Origin of the sequence: Streptomyces sp. NBC_00414, assembly GCF_036038375.1 — a bacterium.
GTDB lineage: Bacteria > Actinomycetota > Actinomycetes > Streptomycetales > Streptomycetaceae > Streptomyces.
Genome location: NZ_CP107935.1, coordinates 9,096,064 through 9,110,116, shown reverse-complemented (window position 1 = coordinate 9,110,116; position 14,053 = coordinate 9,096,064). Strand labels below are relative to the sequence as shown.

Genomic DNA, 14,053 nt, shown 5'->3' with positions numbered 1-14,053 from the left:
CTACTGAGCCGACAGGAACCTGTTGGTAACCTTCGGCCCATGACCAACTCGGCAGGTGACGTCTTCCTGGCCGACTGCCCCGCCCGGCTGGCGATCGAGATCATCACCGACAAGTGGGCCGCCGTCGTGGTGTTCGCGCTCAGTCTCGGACCGTGCCGGCACGGCGAACTCGTCGACCTCGTGGGCGGCGTCTCGCGCAAGGTGCTCACCCAGACACTGCGCCGCCTCCAGGGTTACGGTCTTGTCGACCGCCGCGCGTATGCCGAGGCGCCCCCGCGGGTCGAGTACAGCCTGACCGACCTCGGCCGGACACTCGTCGAACCCATCGCCGCCCTGACGGACTGGGCGAGGTCGCACGGCCAGGCCATCGTCGACTTCCAGGAGGCGGCGAGGGAAGCAGCGGAGGAGGCGGCGCGAGAGGGTCCGTCCGCCACCTGACCCGTCACCCGGCACGCCGCCCGACACCACCGTCAGCCCTTGACCCGTCACCCGGCACGCCGGCCGACCGCACCCGTCAGCCGTGGCCGTGGCCCTGCCCCGGCCGTCAGGCGGGTTGCGCCCGGGAGGCGGCCAGGGCGAGGCGGTGCTCGGCGATCTGCCGGGCGGCCCGCAGCGGGGTGACGCCGGTCGTGCGCGCGAGGTCGAGGATGTGGGTGACGGTGTCGCCGATGCCCTCCACCCGGTCCAGGGCGGCCTCGTGGCTGTAGCCGTCCGACTCCCGGCCGAGGGTGTAGGCGATGCCTCCGGCGCCGGCCACGTAGTCCGGCACCCAGACGATGCCGCGCTCCGCGAGGACGTCGGCGATCGGCTCCTCGGCAAGCTGGTTGTTGGCCGGTCCGACGACCAGCGGAGCGGTGAGCCGGGGAACGCTCGCTTCGTCGAACACCCCTCCGACGGCGGCCGGAACGAGAATGTCGGCCGGCGCCGACAGTGCCCGACCGGGCTCGACCCACCCGTGGCCGCTCGCCAGCGCGGCGTCCTTGCGGGACCGGTCGACGTCCGACACCACGACGTGCGCGCCCTCGGCGGCGAGGCCCGCGGCGACCCGGCTGCCGACCGACCCGTACCCGCTGACGACCACCGTCCTGCCGGTGCAGGAGGCGTCGCCGAAGACATGCCGGGCGCCGGCCCGCAGTGCGGCCAGCACCCCGGTGGCGGTGGGGCCGCCGGAGTCGCCGGTGCCGCCGTGCTCCTCTGGCGCGCAGTACGCGTACGGCGAGAAGCGCCGCAGGACCACCATGTCCTGCGGGCCGGTGCCGACGTCGGGGCCGGTGCGGTAGGAGCCGTCGAAGGAGGCGACCAGCTCGCCCAGGTCCTCCAGTGCGGCCTCCCGCAGTTCCGGGGTGAGTTCGGTGTCCCGGTCCAGGGCGATCACGCTCTTGCCGCCGCCGAAGTCCAGGCCCGCCACCGCGGCCTTGTACGTCATCGCCTCCGACAGGCGCAGCGCGTCGGTCAGTCCGTCCCGCCAGGTGTCGTAGCGGCGCATCCTGCAGCCGCCGACCGCCGGGCCCAGGGCCCGGGAGTGGACCGCGACGATCAGCGGCAGGCCGGAGCGGCGTCCGCGGCGGACAACGACCTCTTCATGTGCGAATGCTTGGCTCATGCGGCCGAAGCTAGGCTGACGCGCGGAGCACCGGTAGTTGCACCGAATTTAATTCGGGATCTGGACAGTGGAGGAAGCCGTGGACGAACTTGATACGGCGATCGTGCGCGAACTGCAGGCCGACGGTCGGCAGTCGAACCGTGCCCTGGCCGAGAAGCTCGGCATCGCCCCGTCGACGTGCCTGGAACGCACCAGGCTGCTGCAGAGACGCGGCATCATCCAGGGCTACCGCGCCCAGGTGTCCCTCAAGGCCCTCAACCGCTCGGTCCAGGCCATGGTGTTCACGCAGGTGCGCCCCCTGCGCCGGGATGTCGTCACCGCCTTCGAGCAGTCGGTGAGCCGGCTGCCGGAAGTCGTCTCCGTCTACACGATGACCGGTAGCGACGACTTCCTCGTCCATGTCACCGCCCAGGACATAGACCGCCTGCACGCCTTTCTCCTGGAGGAGTTCACCAACCGCCGCGAGATCATCGGCTTCCGCACCTCGATCATCTACCAGCATCTGACCAACCCCGTCCTGGGTCCGCTGCCGCCCACGGCGGAGCCGCACGCATGAGGTCGGCACGCTCCGGCAGCCGGCGGAACAGCGTGCGGAAGGCCCCGCCGGAGCGGGGCCTTCGCTGTCCGGGCTGCGCGCGGGAAACTCAGTTCACGTCTACGTGGTCACCGGAGGAGTTGGCGGCGCCGGTCGTGGTGTTGCCGCTGTAGCGCCAGCGCCATGTGCCGTCCTGCGAGGCGGTCACCGTGGTCTTCAGGTGGCCGGTACCGCTGGCGGTCACCGACTTGACCGTGGTGTAGGTGCTGGAGCCGGTGGGCTTGAACTGCAGCTTCACCGATCGGCCGCCGTAGTTGTCGTAGCGGTGCTTGCTCCAGTTGGCGCGCTGCACGGTGCCGGTGACGGTGATCGTCCCGCCCTTGGCGACAGGCTCCGGAGTCGCGTTCGCGCTCTGGATGCGCGAGGCACGCTGGAGACGGACCGTCGCCGAGAGCTGGTCGTGGTCGTAACCACCGTTCTTCTTGATCCCCGTGCCGACGGTCTTCCACACGGCGGCGTCACCGTTGACGAGGTTGTTGCCATTGCCGCCCGGCATGCTGTCGGGGTCGATGGTCATCGTCTCGTCGCAGTCGCGGTAGGTGTAGCCGCCCGCGGAGGACTGGCGGCAGCTCCACTGGGTCGTGGTGTTCGCGAGCGTGTACTCGTCGGTCCCGTAGGTGCCGCGATACGCCTCGACCCACCAGGTGTCGAGCGACACATTGCTCTTCACCGTGTACGTCAACGGCGCCTCGACCTCGGCGCTGATGCCGACGACGATGGGCTTGCCGTTGTTCAGCACGACGTTCGAGAACGAGATGTCGCTCTCGGCCGCGTGCGCGGTCGGCGCCGTGAGCCCCACGCCCACCAGCGCCATGCCCCCGGCCACCACCACGGCGGCCGCGCGGCGCACGGCCGAGGGTCTGTACTGCCGCGAGAGCGCAGCAGATGTCGAAGTGATCAATCCCCACCCCTGAGTCGAGTTCCTGCGCGGCGGGTCGTTCTCACCGCCGCGTGCGGGAACTCTAGATCATCCGCAATGGTTCCCGACGCCGTCATGCGTCCGGGTACGCGCCGAGGGCCTGTGCGGCGTCAGCCGCACAGGCCCTCGGAAACGAGTAGCGGGGACAGGATTTGAACCTGCGACCTCTGGGTTATGAGCCCAGCGAGCTACCGAGCTGCTCCACCCCGCGTCGATGTCTCCACCCTACGGCATGAAACGGCACCCGGCCGACACGGTTCCTCCGCCCGATCCACCTCTGACCAGGGACGGAGGAGATCGGCAGGACATACCCGGACTGCGCCGTGGGTAACTTCCCCCGCATGGCTGCCGTGTTGTTCGACTTCTCCGGAACCCTCTTCCGTATCGAATCCACCGAGTCCTGGCTGCGCGCCGTACTGGCCGAGACCGAAACAGCCCTGCCGGAGCAGGAGTTGCTCCGGACGGCGAAGGAACTGGAGGCGGCGGGTGCGCTGCCCGGCGGGGCCCCGCAGCCGGGGCCGGTGCCCGAGGAGCTGACCGCGCTGTGGGGCGTCCGCGACCAGAGCGCCGAGCTGCACCGGGCCGCGTACACCGGGGCCTGCCGTCAGGTGGAGCTGCCGGCTCCGGAGCTGTACGACGCGCTGTACGACCGGCACATGAGCCCGGCGGCCTGGCGTCCGTACGCCGACGCGTTGGAGGTACTGCACGCGCTTCGCGACCGCGGGGTCGCCGTCGGCGTGGTCAGCAACATCGGCTGGGATCTGCGGCCCGTGTTCCGGGAGCACGGCCTCGACGCGTATGTGGGCACCTACGTCCTGTCGTACGAGCACGGCGTCCAAAAGCCGGACGCCCGGCTCTTCGCGACCGCGTGCGACGCGCTCGGGGCCGATCCGCGCGACACGCTGATGGTCGGGGACGACCGGCTGGCGGACGGCGGGGCCGCGGCCGTGGGGTGCGGGGTGCACTTCGTCGAGCATCTGCCGGTGACCGATCGGCCGAACGGTCTGCGGCCGGTACTGGACCTGGTCCCCGCCGGGACCTGATCATCCGGGCGATCCCCGGCGGACCCTCAGCTCTGGTAGCCCTCGACCTGCGGTGACGGCCGTACGCGCGCGTCGTCCGGGTTCTCGCCGAACTCGGACTTCGCGCGCCGCTGACGCAGCAGGTCCCAGCACTGGTCGAGATCGCGCTCCAGCTGTCCGAGCCGTTCCTGCTCGGTCGCGCTGTCGATCTTTCCGGACGCCAGGGCGTCCCGGAGCTCGCGTTCGCTGTCGACCATCGCCGTGATCCTGGCAAGGATGTGCTCTTGATCCATGTGCGTACGCCTCCTCGGCACTCCAGCCCACTGTAAGGAGCGGACGACCGCTCGGCGACAGCGAGCGCGAGAGGCGGGAGCGCCGGGTGGGTCCCGGGCGGTCGCGAGCCGACGCGCCCGGAGGGCCCGGCTGAGTCCTTCCCGTCCGCTCGGGGCGATCCCCCGCGTCGCCCCGAGCGGACGGCAGCCCGGAGGCGGTCCCCGTGGGAACCCGTCCGGACGCGCTGAGTATAGTTGGCTGGCAGCCAGTCAACGCAGGAGTACATAGGATGTCCCCTCGCAGCGCATCGGTCAATGAAGAGTTGCGGCGGCGTTCCCGCGAGAGGCTTCTGCAGGCGGCGCTGGAGCTCGTCGGCGAGCGCGGATACGACGCCACGACACTGGGCGACATCGCGGACCGCGCGGGCTCCGCCCGGGGTCTGGTCTCGTACTACTTCCCCGGCAAGCGTCTGCTCGTCCAGTCCGCAGTGCACCGGCTGATGCACCGCACGCTGGAGGAGGCGCTGGAGCGCGAGCCGCGTACCGAGGACGGTCGGGAGCGGATGGCGCGGGCCATCGACGCGATCCTGGGCCTCGCCCGGGACCATCCGGTGCTGATGCGCCAGCACATGGCGGGCATCCTGCAGGGCGAGGGATTCAAACAGTGCCCGGAGCAGCGCCGGCTGGCCGAACTGCTCAGCGACACCATGGCCCGCTACGGCTCGCCGGACACCGCCGCCGACTACCCCATGATGCGGGCGCTGCTGATGGGCGCGGTGTACGCGGCCCTGGTGCCCGGGGTCCCGATGCCGGTACCGGTGCTGCGGGCCGAGCTGTTCAGGCGCTACGGGCTCGACTGGGAGCGGGGTGCCCCGCCGGGCGCCGAAGCGCCCGACGGGACGTACCACGAGGACCTCTCACGGTTCTTCGCTCCCGGGAGCCGCGAGTCGGAGCGGAGCCCCGATCGCGGTCACGGTCACGGTCGCGCTGACGACGACGGTGACGGTGGTGAGCGGAACCAGGAGACCGACGCGGCCGGTCAGTCGAAGTAGTCCGGCTGCGTCTGGACGTTCAGCTCGTTCAGCCGGTTCTTCTTCGCCGGGTCCGTACGACGGTCATTGATCTTCAGAACGTCGAAGCCCTTGGCGATGTCGTTCGAGTAGATGTAGCCGTTGTAGTAGTACGCGGACCAGGAGCCGCCGGTGACCATGGTCGTGGTGCTCAGCGGACCGCGCTCGAAGAAGGCGATCTCCTTGGGCTTCGAGGAGTTCGTGAAGTCCCAGACGGAGATGCCGCCCTGGTACCAGGCCTGGACCATGATGTCCTTGCCCTTGACCGGGATCAGCGAGCCGTTGTGGGCGACGCAGTTCTCGGTGTCGGCCTGGTGGCGCGGGATCTTGAAGTAGCTCTTGAAGACGAGCTTGCGCTTGTCACCCTTGCCGACGATGTCGTAGATGCCGTCCGCGCCGCGGTTCGGGCCCACGGTCTCGTTGCAGGTGGCCGCACCGCCGCCGCCCAGCTCGTCCGTGAAGACGACCTTGTTGGCCTTCTGGTTGAAGCTCGCCGAGTGCCAGAACGCGAAGTTCACGTTGTCCTGGACCTGGTCGATGACCTTCGGGTTCTCCGGGTCCTTGATGGAGAACAGGATGCCGTCACCCATGCAGGCGCCCGCGGCGAGGTCCTTGGAGGGCAGCACGGTGATGTCGTGGCAGCCGGTGGTCTTGGAGACGCCCGGGTTGGTCGGGCCACCCGGGTTGCCGCCACCGTCGGGGCCCTCACCGGGGAAGAGGACGGGGAAGTTGACGACCGCCGCCTTCTCGGGAGCCTTGCGCGGCACCTTGATGACCGAGATGCCGTCGTGCGGCGGCTGGCAGTCGGGGAACGTGGCGCTCGGCGAGTACGAGGACACGTAGATGTAGACGTTCTTGCGCTCCGGCACCAGCGTGTGGGTGTGGGAGCCGCAGGCGGTCTCGACGGCGGCGACGTACTTCGGGTTCTTCTTGTCGCTGATGTCGAAGACCTTCATGCCCTCCCAGGAGGACTTCTCGGTCGCGGGCTGCGTGGTGCTGCTGCAGGAGTTGTCGCTGCGCGAGGAGTCCGTGGAGAGGAAGAGCAGGTCACCGGAGACGGTGATGTCGTTCTGCGAGCCCGGGCAGAGCACCTGGGCGACCGTCTTCGGGGCCTTCGGGTTGCTGATGTCGAAGATGCGGAAGCCGTCGTAGTTGCCGGCGAACGCGTACTTGCCCTGGAAGGCAAGGTCCGAGTTGGTGCCGGGCAGGGCGTCCTTGGGGATGTTCGTGAGGTGCTCGATGTTGTCCGAGTGGACGATCTCGTCCTGCCCGGGTATCTCGCCCGCCGAGATCGCCGCTCTGGCCTCGGCCGCCGCGCTCTTGGAGACCTTCTCCGAAGTCACCGGAGCGTCCCCGGGGTCGGGGGTCGCGACCGCGGGCCCCGCCGTGAGCAGGGCGGCCAGCAGGCCTGCCGCGGTGGCGGCAACTCCCAGACGTCTGCGCCGCGTTCGGTGATTGTTCAACAGGGTCACTGCGTCCTCCCTAGTGGCCGTTCGAAGTCGAACGGTTCAGGTACCACCGCAGTATCGTCTTCATCATGCACAGATCAACAGGTGGCAACGCATTCGTAATGAATGTTTTTGATCATTGGCGCGCGGAAGCGTGCTAGGACGGTCATCGACACTCACGAGGTGTCCGCGCCCACAAGGCGTCTGCCGATTCATGTGCCACAGGAGGTCACTGTGCTCGCTCGCCGTACGTCCCGCCGTCTGATCACGGCGTCCGTGACGGCCGCCGTCCTCGCGCTCGGCGGTTGCACGGGCTCCGACGACGACGCCAAGTCCGCGCCGAAAACGGGTCCTTCGGTGATCGCACCGGGCAAACCGGGCGAGGCCGCCGAAACGCTCTCCGCCGCGGACGCCGCGGAGCAGCGCTCCGACGACGACACCCCCAACTCCGCGGACTTCGACTACGCCCGGATGATGATCGAGCATCACACCCAGGCCATCGAGATGACCGAACTCGCCCCGAAACACGCCTCGTCGACGCCGGTGAAGCGGCTCGCCGAGCGGATCGCGGCCTCACAGGGACCGGAGGTCGAGACGATGCGGGCCTGGCTCAAGAACCACGGCGGCGACAAGAAGGGCGAGAAGAGCAAGGGCCATCACCACGACGTGATGCCGGGCATGGCGACCGAGGCGCAGCTCAAGACACTGCGTGCGGCGAAGGGCAAGGCGTTCGACGAGCTCTTCCTGAAGCTGATGATCACCCATCACAACGGGGCGATCACCATGGCCACGGACGTCCTCTCGCAGGGCAACAACATCCAGATCGGCGAGATGGCCGACGACGTGATCGCCCAGCAGACGAGCGAGATCAGCCGCATGCGCGAAATGTGACGGCCCGCTGCGGGGCCGCCCCGCAGGGGCGCCCTCCAAGGGGCGCGGGGAACTGCGCGCCCAGCCACGACGGACGCGCACCCGCACCCGAAAGCCGCCCAGTAGCCCACCCGGCAACCCGGCCCGCCGCCGGCGGCACCGTCAGCGTCGGACATGGCGGGGCGTCAAAAGCCCCGCGTCCCGCGCCCCCGCGATCAGCCGAAGCGAGCGCCGACGGCTGTGTCCCGTCAAGGACATCACCGCGAGCACCGGATCCCGCCCGGCCCGCTGAGCGGCCAGATATTCACCGGCGACCAGCCGACGCCCCTCGGCACCGCGCGGCGGCGCGGGGCGCGCGTGCCGCTGGTCGGCGCTCCCGCCGCCCGCATGGGCGCCCGGCGCCCCGCCCGCACCCCCGCACGCCTCCAGCAGCGGCCCCTCGATCCAGTCCGCGAGCACCGCCATGTCGTCGAGCGAGAGCGCGGGCCGGGCGCGTACGTCCTCGACGGCGACGCCTCCCTCGCACACGGCCGCGAGCAGGTCGACCCCGGCGCCGTCCTCGAAGCTCAGCCGGACGTCGCACCACGTCGTGGCGGTGTCGTTCTCCCGCACTTCCCAGGCGCGCCGTACGGACACCGCCCCGTCCGGCTCATCGCGATCAGAAAGATTAAGAAAGGATGTTTCCAGCACATACGCAACGTAACCGCATGATCACATTCATTGCGGACAGGCACGCATGCCGGGCGCGCGCGGCACACTGTCGGCGCAGCGGCCCGGTCCGGGCAGGTCCTGCCCCTCCCCCGGCACGCGGTGCGGTGCGATGCTGGAAGCACCAGCGAACTCCTCGTTCTCCACGGGGAAGGGGTTGTGCCGTGCTGCAGGTCGCCGTCGTCGGCTCGGGGCCGAGTGGGGTGTACGCCGCGCAGGGTCTCGTCCAGCAGGAGCAGGTGCCCGGAGTCCGAGTGGACGTCCTGGACCGGCTGCCGTGCCCGTACGGACTGGTGCGCTACGGCGTGGCGCCCGACCACGAGAAGATCAAGTCGCTGCAGGGCACTCTGCGCACGGTCCTGGAGCACGAGCGGGTGCGGTTCCTCGGCGGGGTCCGGATCGGCCCGGACGGGGTGTCGGCGGCCCGGCTGAGGGAGCTGTACCACGCGGTGGTGTACTGCGTGGGCGCCGCGACCGACCGGCGTCTCGGAGTGCCGGGTGAGGAGCTGCCGGGCAGTTGGTCGGCGACCGACTTCGTGTCCTGGTACAGCGCGCATCCGGACGTCGTGTCCGACGGCCTCGCGTCCGAGGGCTTCGTGGCCGGCGCGCGGGCTGCGGTCGTCATCGGCGTGGGGAACGTGGCGGTGGACGTGACCCGGATCCTGGCGCGCGGCGCCGCGGAACTGAGCGCGACGGACATGCCCCAGGCGGCACTCGCCGCGCTCGCCGACAGCCGGGTGCGGGAGATCCAGATGGTGGGCCGCCGGGGCCCCTCGCAGGCCCGCTTCACCACCAAGGAACTGCGGGAGCTGGGCGGCCTGCCGGACACCGAAGTGCTCGTGGATCCGGCGGAGTTGGCGCTCGATCCGGCGTACCTGGATCCGTCCGCCCTGCCCACCGCGCAACGACGCAACGTCGAGGTGCTGCGCGGATGGGCCGAACGCCCGCCGGCCGTCGGCTCCCGGCGGATCCGGCTCCGCTTCTTCCTGCGGCCGGTCGAACTGCTCCCGGACGGCAGGGGGCACGTGGGCGCGGTCCGCTTCGAGCACACCCTCCCGGACAGCCGCGGCGGCGTGACGGGCACGGGGCTGTACGAGGACATCGAGGCCCAGTTGGTCCTGCGCTCGGTCGGCTATCGCGGGGTTCCGCTGGAGGGCCTGCCGTTCGACGCGGACCGCGGCACCGTTCCACATCTCGCGGGACGCGTCCTGCGGGAGGGCTCGGTCGCGCCCGGCGAGTACGTGGCAGGCTGGATCAAGCGTGGCCCGACGGGTGTCATCGGCACGAACCGCCCCTGCGCGAAGGAGACGGTGACGTCCCTTCTGGAGGACGCCCCGGCCCTCGTACACCGCGAGGTCCCGGCCGACCCGCTCGCCGCCCTGCACGCGGCGGGCCTGCGCCCGGTCGAGTGGGCGGGCTGGCAGGCGATCGAACGGGCGGAAGCGGCCCTGGGCGCCTCCCTGGGCAGGGGCGTGGTCAAGCTCCCCAACTGGCGGTCCCTGATGGAGGCGGCCCAGCAGCCCCAGTAGGGGCACGGGAACTGCGCGACCAGCCACGTACGGCCCGCGGATGAGCACGCACCTCCCGGGGCAGGACATCCGGCGGCAACACCTCTGCAATCAACAAACTGTTTAACCCCCGTACGGTCACGTGCAGTCCCCGCTCCCCCGCCGCTCCAGGAGTGCCCATGGCAACCCCTGCCCCCGTACCCGCCCCCACCCCCGAGCCCGCACGGCGAGTGCACCCCGTGGACGAGGTCCCACCCGTCCACAAACTCGCCGCGTTCGGCCTCCAGCACGTCCTCGCCATGTACGCGGGCGCCGTCGCCGTCCCCCTGATCGTCGGCAGCGCGATGAAGCTCTCGCCCGCGGACATGGCTTACCTGATCACGGCGGACCTGCTGGTGTGCGGCATCGCGACGCTCATCCAGTGCGTCGGCTTCTGGCGGTTCGGGGTACGCCTGCCGATCATGCAGGGGTGCACCTTCGCGGCCGTGTCGCCGATGGTGCTGATCGGGACGGGCGGCGGCGGACTGCCCGCGATCTACGGTTCGGTGATCGTCGCCGGTCTCGCGATCATGCTGCTGGCCCCGGTCTTCGGGAAGCTGCTGCGGTTCTTCCCGCCGCTCGTCACGGGCACGGTGATCCTGATCATCGGGCTCTCGCTGCTTCCGGTGGCCGGCAACTGGGCCGCGGGCGGGGCGGGTTCGCCGGACTTCGGCGAGCCGAAGAACCTGGCGCTCGCGGCCTTCGTACTCGCGGTGGTGCTCGGCGTACAGCGGTTCGCGCCGGCGTTCCTGAGCCGGATCGCGGTACTGATCGGCATCGCCGTGGGTCTCGCGGTCGCGGTCCCGTTCGGCTTCACCGACTTCGGCGGGGTCGGGGACGCGCACTGGCTCGGCATCAGCACGCCGTTCCACTTCGGCGCCCCCACCTTCGAGGCGTCGGCGATCGCGTCGATGCTGGTAGTGGCCCTGGTGACGATGACGGAGACCACCGGTGACTTCATCGCGGTGGGCGAGATGACCGACCGTCGGATCGAGCCGCGCACGCTCGCCGACGGGCTGCGCGCCGACGGCCTGTCCACCGTCCTGGGCGGCGTGTTCAACACGTTCCCGTACACGGCGTACGCGCAGAACGTCGGCCTGGTCGGCATGACGCGGGTCCGCAGCCGGTGGGTCGTCGCCGTCGCGGGCGGCATCCTCGTCCTGCTCGGCCTGCTGCCCAAGCTGGGCGCGGTGGTCGCCGCCATACCGGCTCCGGTGCTCGGCGGCGCGGGCCTGGTCATGTTCGGCACGGTCGCCGCGAGCGGCCTGCGGACCCTGGCCCAGGTGGACTTCAAGGGCAACGACAACCTGACGGTCGTGGCCGTCTCGGTGGCCGTGGGCATGCTGCCGGTCGGCGTGCCGACGGTGTACGAGAAGTTCCCCGACTGGTTCCAGACGGTGATGAACAGCGGTATCAGCGCGGGCTGCCTCACGGCGATCGTGCTGAACCTGCTCTTCAACCACCTTGCCTCGAAGGGGGGTTCAGAGGCGGACGGTACAGCGGCGGGCGGCTCGAAGGTGGACGGTTCAGAGGCCCCCGGAATTCCCGCGCAGGGTGGTTCAGCGGCCCCCGAGCCGGACGGCCTGGCGCGCGGCGGCGGCGAGAACGCTGTCGAGAAGTCCCGGGAAGAGTCCGTCTAGGTCGTCCCGGCGCAGCCCGTTCATCTTGGCGGTGCCCCGGTAGATCTGCCGGATCACCCCGGCCTCGCGCAGCACCCGGAAGTGGTGCGTGGTCGTGGACTTGGTGACGGGCAGGTCGAAGTGCGAACAGGAGAGCTCGCCGCCGTCGGCGGCGAGCTCTCGCACGACCTGGAGCCGCAGCGGGTCGGAGAGCGCGTGCAGCACGGCTTCCAGCCGGATGTCCGCGCGCTGCGGGTGCGGCAGATCACGGCTGCTGCCGGTCGGGGCGGCGATCGTCACGGCGGCTCCAGTGCGTCGGGTCCGGAGGTCTCCCCGGAGTTCCCCATTGTACGAGAACTCTCGTAGTTTGACATCCACCGTACTACGATGCCTATCGTACGAGTCGACAACCCGGCCCCACCATGATTGGAGTCCGCCGTGAGCGCGCTCTTCGAGCCCTACACCCTGCGCGAGCTGACCGTCCCGAACCGGGTCTGGATGCCGCCGATGTGCCAGTACTCGGCCGCGCCGGAGGGCCCCGAGGCGGGCGCGCCGAACGACTGGCACCTCCAGCACTACGGGGCGCGTGCCGCCGGCGGAGCGGGCCTGATCATCGTCGAGGCCACCGCGGTCAGCCCCGAGGGCCGGATCTCGCCGTACGACCTGGGCATCTGGAACGACACACAGGTCGAGGCGTTCCGGCGGATCACGCGCTTCCTGGTGTCGCAGGGCACGGTCCCCGCGATCCAGCTCGCGCACGCCGGCCGCAAGGCCTCGACGGACCGCCCCTGGACGGGCGGCGCGCCGGTCGGACCCGAGGCGCACGGCTGGCGGGCGCTCGCGCCGAGCCCGCTCGCCTTCGACGAGAAGCACCCCGTGCCGACCGAGCTGACGGTGGACGGGATCCGCGAGGTCGTCGGCCAGTTCGCCGATGCCGCCCGGCGGGCGCTGGACGCCGGCTTCGAGATCGCCGAGATCCACGGCGCGCACGGCTATCTGATCGGCGAGTTCCTCTCCCCGCACTCCAACCGGCGCACGGACACGTACGGCGGCTCGTACGAGAACCGGGTGCGCTTCGCCCTGGAGGTCGTCGACGCCGTGCGCGAGGTATGGCCCGACGACAAGCCGCTGTTCTTCCGCGTCTCGGCCACCGACTGGCTGGAGGAGAACGGCTGGACCGCCGACGACACGGTCCGCCTCGCCGCCGAGCTGACCGCCCACGGCGTCGACCTGGTCGACGTGTCCTCGGGCGGCAACGCGTCCGGTGTGCGCATCCCGGTCGGGCCCGGCTACCAGGTCCCCTTCGCCGCGCGCGTCAAGGGCGAGACCTCCATGGCCGTCGCCGCCGTCGGTCTCATCACCGATGTCGAGCAGGCCGAGAAGATCCTCGCCAACGGCGAGGCGGACGCCGTACTGCTCGGCCGGGAACTGCTGCGCAACCCCTCGTGGGCCCGGCACGCGGCCCGCGAACTCGGGGACTCCGTGCACGTGCCGGACCAGTACCACCGTTCGGTCTGACGAGGCCGGTTGCCCGTCACCGGATACCGGATACCGGTTGCCCGTTACCGGATACCGGTTGGCGGTGACGGGTGGCCCAGTGGCTAGCGGCGGCTGTCGAGCCAGTCCGCGAAGCGGGTCTCGGCGAGGCGGGCCCCGGGGCCGGGCAGCAGCTCGCGCCCCTGGGGGTTCGCGCCGAAGTAGCCGACGGACTCGTCGGTGACGACCTCGCGCGGGTCCTTCTCGGCAGCCAGGCCCGTGCGGACGAACTCGTCGAGGTGGAGTTCCTCGGGGCCCGCCACCTCGGTGGTGCCGTTCAACGGAGCCGCCACGGCGACCCGGGCGACCGCCGCGACCACGTCGTCGGACGCGAGGGGCTGGAGCAGCGAGGAGGGCAGCCGGACCGTGTCGCCCACGGTGGATCCGGCCGCGATGCCCTTCACGAACTCGAAGAACTGCGTGGCACGGACGATGGAGTACGCGATCCCGGACTCCTTGATCAGCTCCTCCTGGGCGACCTTGGCGCGCAGGTAGCCCGAGGCCGGCAGCCGGTCACTGCCCACGACCGACAGGGCGACATGGTGTCCGACGCCCGCCGCGGCCTCGGCCGCGACGAGGTTGCCCGTGGACGTGCGGAAGAACTCCAGCACCGCGCTGTCCTCGAAGGAGGGCGAGTTGGATACGTCGATGACGACCTCGGCGCCCTTCAGAGCCTGGTCGAGGCCCTCTCCGGTGATGCTGTCGACGCCGGTGTTCGGGGAGGCCGGGAGGACGTCGTGGCCGTCCGCCCCGAGCCGGTCCACCAGCTTCGACCCGATGAGCCCGGTACCGCCGATCACTACGATCTTCATGGTGCGACCTTTCCGGTTTCGTCCGTCGGAAT

General features: G+C 70.5%; 15 protein-coding genes and 1 tRNA gene. 8 read left to right on the top strand and 8 right to left on the bottom strand.

What is annotated here, in order from left to right:
- Positions 1–39 precede the first annotated feature (39 nt).
- On the top strand, positions 40–438 hold the full coding sequence (locus tag OHS59_RS39095; protein ID WP_328498053.1) for a winged helix-turn-helix transcriptional regulator: 399 nt from the start codon (positions 40–42) through the stop codon (positions 436–438).
- A gap of 106 nt (positions 439–544) precedes the next feature.
- Here OHS59_RS39095 and OHS59_RS39090 read toward each other — a convergent pair whose 3' ends face one another.
- Positions 545–1,603 (bottom strand): Glu/Leu/Phe/Val dehydrogenase family protein, encoded by a 1,059-nt coding sequence (locus OHS59_RS39090; protein ID WP_328498052.1) that lies wholly within the window; start codon positions 1,601–1,603, stop codon positions 545–547.
- A gap of 79 nt (positions 1,604–1,682) precedes the next feature.
- Here OHS59_RS39090 and OHS59_RS39085 point away from each other — a divergent pair, with 79 nt between their 5' ends.
- Complete coding sequence (locus OHS59_RS39085) at positions 1,683–2,159, top strand: Lrp/AsnC family transcriptional regulator (RefSeq protein ID WP_328498051.1); 477 nt, start codon at positions 1,683–1,685, stop codon at positions 2,157–2,159.
- Between the two features lie 88 nt (positions 2,160–2,247).
- On the opposite strand, the gene OHS59_RS39080 is transcribed toward OHS59_RS39085, so the two are convergent.
- Both OHS59_RS39080 and OHS59_RS39075 read right to left on the bottom strand, forming a co-directional pair.
- Complete coding sequence (locus tag OHS59_RS39080) at positions 2,248–3,048, bottom strand: hypothetical protein (RefSeq protein ID WP_328498050.1); 801 nt, start codon at positions 3,046–3,048, stop codon at positions 2,248–2,250.
- 206 nt (positions 3,049–3,254) lie between these two features.
- Positions 3,255–3,328: transfer RNA gene (locus OHS59_RS39075), tRNA-Met, on the bottom strand.
- Between the two features lie 130 nt (positions 3,329–3,458).
- On the opposite strand from OHS59_RS39075, the gene OHS59_RS39070 reads away from it, so the two are divergent.
- The gene (locus tag OHS59_RS39070) at positions 3,459–4,160 is read left to right on the top strand and encodes an HAD family hydrolase (protein ID WP_328498049.1); all 702 of its coding nucleotides are present in this window, start codon (positions 3,459–3,461) and stop codon (positions 4,158–4,160) included.
- A 26-nt stretch (positions 4,161–4,186) separates the two neighbouring features.
- On the opposite strand, the gene OHS59_RS39065 is transcribed toward OHS59_RS39070, so the two are convergent.
- Positions 4,187–4,432 (bottom strand): DUF2630 family protein, encoded by a 246-nt coding sequence (locus OHS59_RS39065; RefSeq protein WP_328498048.1) that lies wholly within the window; start codon positions 4,430–4,432, stop codon positions 4,187–4,189.
- Between the two features lie 269 nt (positions 4,433–4,701).
- Here OHS59_RS39065 and OHS59_RS39060 point away from each other — a divergent pair, with 269 nt between their 5' ends.
- Positions 4,702–5,463, top strand: coding sequence for a TetR/AcrR family transcriptional regulator (locus OHS59_RS39060; protein ID WP_328498047.1), 762 nt, complete (start codon positions 4,702–4,704; stop codon positions 5,461–5,463).
- Here the strand turns inward: OHS59_RS39060 and OHS59_RS39055 are convergent.
- Positions 5,451–6,953 carry an LVIVD repeat-containing protein gene (locus OHS59_RS39055; protein WP_328498046.1) on the bottom strand — a complete coding sequence of 501 codons (1,503 nt, stop codon included), beginning with the start codon at positions 6,951–6,953 and terminating at the stop codon, positions 5,451–5,453. The two genes, OHS59_RS39060 and OHS59_RS39055, sit on opposite strands and share 13 nt — an antisense overlap.
- A gap of 210 nt (positions 6,954–7,163) precedes the next feature.
- Between OHS59_RS39055 and OHS59_RS39050 the strand changes: the two genes are divergently transcribed.
- Complete coding sequence (locus OHS59_RS39050; protein ID WP_328498045.1) at positions 7,164–7,820, top strand: DUF305 domain-containing protein; 657 nt, start codon at positions 7,164–7,166, stop codon at positions 7,818–7,820.
- Positions 7,821–7,961: 141 nt separating this feature from the next.
- Here the strand turns inward: OHS59_RS39050 and OHS59_RS39045 are convergent, their stop codons facing one another.
- Complete coding sequence (locus OHS59_RS39045) at positions 7,962–8,435, bottom strand: DUF6214 family protein (RefSeq protein WP_328498044.1); 474 nt, start codon at positions 8,433–8,435, stop codon at positions 7,962–7,964.
- Between the two features lie 236 nt (positions 8,436–8,671).
- Between OHS59_RS39045 and OHS59_RS39040 the strand changes: the two genes are divergently transcribed.
- Both OHS59_RS39040 and OHS59_RS39035 read left to right on the top strand, forming a co-directional pair.
- Positions 8,672–10,036, top strand: coding sequence for an FAD-dependent oxidoreductase (locus OHS59_RS39040; protein WP_328498043.1), 1,365 nt, complete (start codon positions 8,672–8,674; stop codon positions 10,034–10,036).
- Between the two features lie 158 nt (positions 10,037–10,194).
- Positions 10,195–11,694 carry a nucleobase:cation symporter-2 family protein gene (locus OHS59_RS39035; protein ID WP_328498042.1) on the top strand — a complete coding sequence of 500 codons (1,500 nt, stop codon included), beginning with the start codon at positions 10,195–10,197 and terminating at the stop codon, positions 11,692–11,694.
- On the opposite strand, the gene OHS59_RS39030 is transcribed toward OHS59_RS39035, so the two are convergent.
- Positions 11,614–11,973: an ArsR/SmtB family transcription factor gene (locus OHS59_RS39030; protein WP_443061570.1), complete on the bottom strand. Its 360-nt coding sequence runs from the start codon at positions 11,971–11,973 to the stop codon at positions 11,614–11,616. The two genes, OHS59_RS39035 and OHS59_RS39030, sit on opposite strands and share 81 nt — an antisense overlap.
- 138 nt (positions 11,974–12,111) lie before the next feature.
- Between OHS59_RS39030 and OHS59_RS39025 the strand changes: the two genes are divergently transcribed.
- Positions 12,112–13,191: an NADH:flavin oxidoreductase/NADH oxidase gene (locus OHS59_RS39025; RefSeq protein WP_328498041.1), complete on the top strand. Its 1,080-nt coding sequence runs from the start codon at positions 12,112–12,114 to the stop codon at positions 13,189–13,191.
- An 83-nt stretch (positions 13,192–13,274) separates the two neighbouring features.
- Here OHS59_RS39025 and OHS59_RS39020 read toward each other — a convergent pair whose 3' ends face one another.
- Positions 13,275–14,021 carry an SDR family oxidoreductase gene (locus tag OHS59_RS39020; RefSeq protein WP_328498040.1) on the bottom strand — a complete coding sequence of 249 codons (747 nt, stop codon included), beginning with the start codon at positions 14,019–14,021 and terminating at the stop codon, positions 13,275–13,277.
- Positions 14,022–14,053 lie beyond the last annotated feature (32 nt).